The following is a 2,509-nucleotide window of genomic DNA, read 5'->3' as shown; positions in this document are numbered from 1 at the left end:
TCCAGGGCAGCCTCGGGGACTCGATCGGCGCCCAGCTGCCCGTGTCCGAGATCATCTCCAGCCGGCTTCCGGCGACCCTGCAGATCGCCGTCCCCGCGTTCGTGCTGATCCTACTGCTCGCGATCCCGGTCGGGATGACGGCCGCGGTCCTGACCCGGGACGGCCGCAGGCGGCGCGGTGAACTCGCCTTCACCGGGGTCACCGGATTTCTGGGCGCCGTGCCCGAATTCCTGCTGGCGGTCGGTCTGGTGGCCGCGTTCGCCGTGGCCTGGCCGGTCCTCCCGGTGGCCTCGCAGGCCGGCCCGGCCTCCTACGTACTGCCGGTACTGGCCCTCACGCTCGTCCCGGCGGCGACGCTGTCGCGCATCGTCCGGGTGGAGACGCTGCGGGTGCTCGGAGAGGACTACATGCGTACCGCCCAGGCCAAACGGCTGCCCGCCCCGCTGCGCTATCTGCGGCACGCGCTGCCCAATCTGCTGACCTCCTCGCTCACCCTGGGCGGGCTGCTGTTCAGTTCACTGCTCGCCGGCACCGTAATGATCGAGAACGTCTTCGCCTGGCCTGGTCTCGGCACCACGATCGTGCAGGCCATCACCGAGAAGGACTACCCCCTGGTCCAGGGCGTCGTGCTGGTCTACGGGGCGGCCGCCCTGCTGATCACCTTCGCCGTCGACGTGGCCGTGGCCGTCGCCGACCCCCGGTCCACCGTTCGCGGGAGCTGACGATGTCTCATAGGAATCACGACACCGCGCTGCGGCACCGGCTGGGGCGCACCCTCAGGACGCCGATCGGCGTCACCGCCCTCACCGCCTGCCTGGTGGTGGCGCTGGTCGCCGTGTTCGGCCCCGCCCTGCTCGGCACCCAGGCGGCGCGGGTGGACACGGACGCGATCAACGAGGGCAGCAGTGCCGCGCACCTGCTCGGCACCGACCAACTGGGCCGCGACATCGCCGCCCGGGTGGTGGTGGCGACCCGGCTGACCCTTCGCCTCACTCTGCTGGCCACCGCGATCGGGGTCGGTGGCGGGCTGCTGCTCGGTGTCGCACCCGCGGTGCTCGGGCGCCGCGCGGGGCGGCTGATCACCGCCGTGGTGGGCGTGCTGGTGGCCTTCCCCGGACTGCTGTTCCTGCTCTTCCTGGCCACGATCTTCGGCGTCGGCAGCACCGGGGCGGTGTTCGCGGTGGGGCTCGCCATGGTCCCGCCGATGGCACGGCTGGTGCAGAACCTCACGGCGTCGGTCGCGGGGGCGGACTACGTCGCGGCGGCACGGATCCTCGGCGTGGGCCGGTTCCGGCTGGTGGTCCGTCATCTGCTGCCCAACATCGCCGAGCCGTCGGTGCTGTTCGCCACCCAGGCGGCGGGGGGCATCCTGGTCGCCTTCTCGGGGCTCTCCTTCCTCGGGCTCGGTGTGCAGCCCCCGGACTACGACTGGGGGCGGCTGCTCAACGAGCAGTTGAACCGGGTCTATGTGAACCCGGTGGCGGCCCTGGCACCCGGTGCGGCCGTGGTGCTGACGGGGCTGATGTTCGGGCTGGTCGGTGAGGTGCTCGCCCAGGCGGGCGGCCGACGGGCACCACAGGCGCGGGGGACGTCGGCGCCGCGGCGGCCGGAAAAGATTGTGCGGGACACGGCGGCCGGCACCGACGGCGGGCCGGTGATCCGGGCGCACGATCTACGCGTGACCTTTCCCGGCGGGCGGCAGGCCGTACGCGGCATCTCGCTGGACATCGGCGCGGGCGAGGCCGTCGGGCTGGTCGGCGAGTCCGGTTCCGGCAAGAGCCTCACCGCGCTGGCACTGGCGGACCTGGTTCCGCACCCGGGGCAGGTCTCGGCGCATACCCTCCGCTTCGACGGGCACGATCTGCGGGCGGACCCCCGGCTGGGCACCGCCCTCGCCATGGTCTTCCAGGACCCGATGGCCTCGCTCAACCCCGCCCTGCGCGTGGGCCGCCAGCTCGCCGAGGTGGCGGAGGTGCACCTCGGCCACACCCGGGCGCAGGCCGCGGCGCGCGCCGTCGACCGGCTCGGCGCCGTGCGTATCCCGTCGCCGGAACGCCGGGCCCGGCAGCGGCCGCACGAGTACTCCGGCGGGATGCGTCAACGGGCCGTCATCGCGATGGGGCTGATGGGGAATCCGAAGCTGATCATCGCCGACGAGCCGACCACGGCGCTGGATGTGGCGGTCCAGAAGCAGGTGCTCGACCTGCTGGCCGAGGTGCGTGCGGACTCCGGCGCGGCGTTGCTGCTGATCTCCCACGACCTCGCCGTCGTGGCCCAGGTCTGCGAACGGGTGCTGGTGATGTACGGCGGCCTGATCGTCGAGAGCCTCCCGGTCACGGAGCTGCTGCACGGCGCCGCGCACCCCTACACACGGGCGCTGATCGGAGCGGTCCCGACGATGACCACGCCCCCCGGTACGGAGCTGGTGACCATCCCGGGCCGTCCGCCGGAGCCGGGTGAGGACAGCGGCGGATGCTCCTTCGCCCCGCGCTGCGAACGGGCCCGGGAT

At 72.9% G+C, this 2,509-nt stretch carries 2 protein-coding genes; both read left to right on the top strand.

Features of this window, described 5'->3' with window-relative positions; translation table 11 throughout:
• A partial coding sequence (locus tag J1C73_RS12240) for an ABC transporter permease (protein ID WP_207316393.1) occupies positions 1-722 on the top strand: 722 nt, incomplete at its 5' end.
• Positions 723-724: 2 nt separating this feature from the next.
• On the top strand, positions 725-2,509 hold a 1,785-nt coding region (locus tag J1C73_RS12235), incomplete at its 3' end, for a dipeptide/oligopeptide/nickel ABC transporter permease/ATP-binding protein (protein WP_207316392.1).

The sequence above is a fragment of the Streptomyces laculatispora genome (assembly GCF_017353455.1).
In the GTDB taxonomy this organism is placed as follows: Bacteria; Actinomycetota; Actinomycetes; order Streptomycetales; family Streptomycetaceae; genus Streptomyces; species Streptomyces laculatispora.
This window is presented reverse-complemented; position numbering and strand designations above follow the sequence as displayed.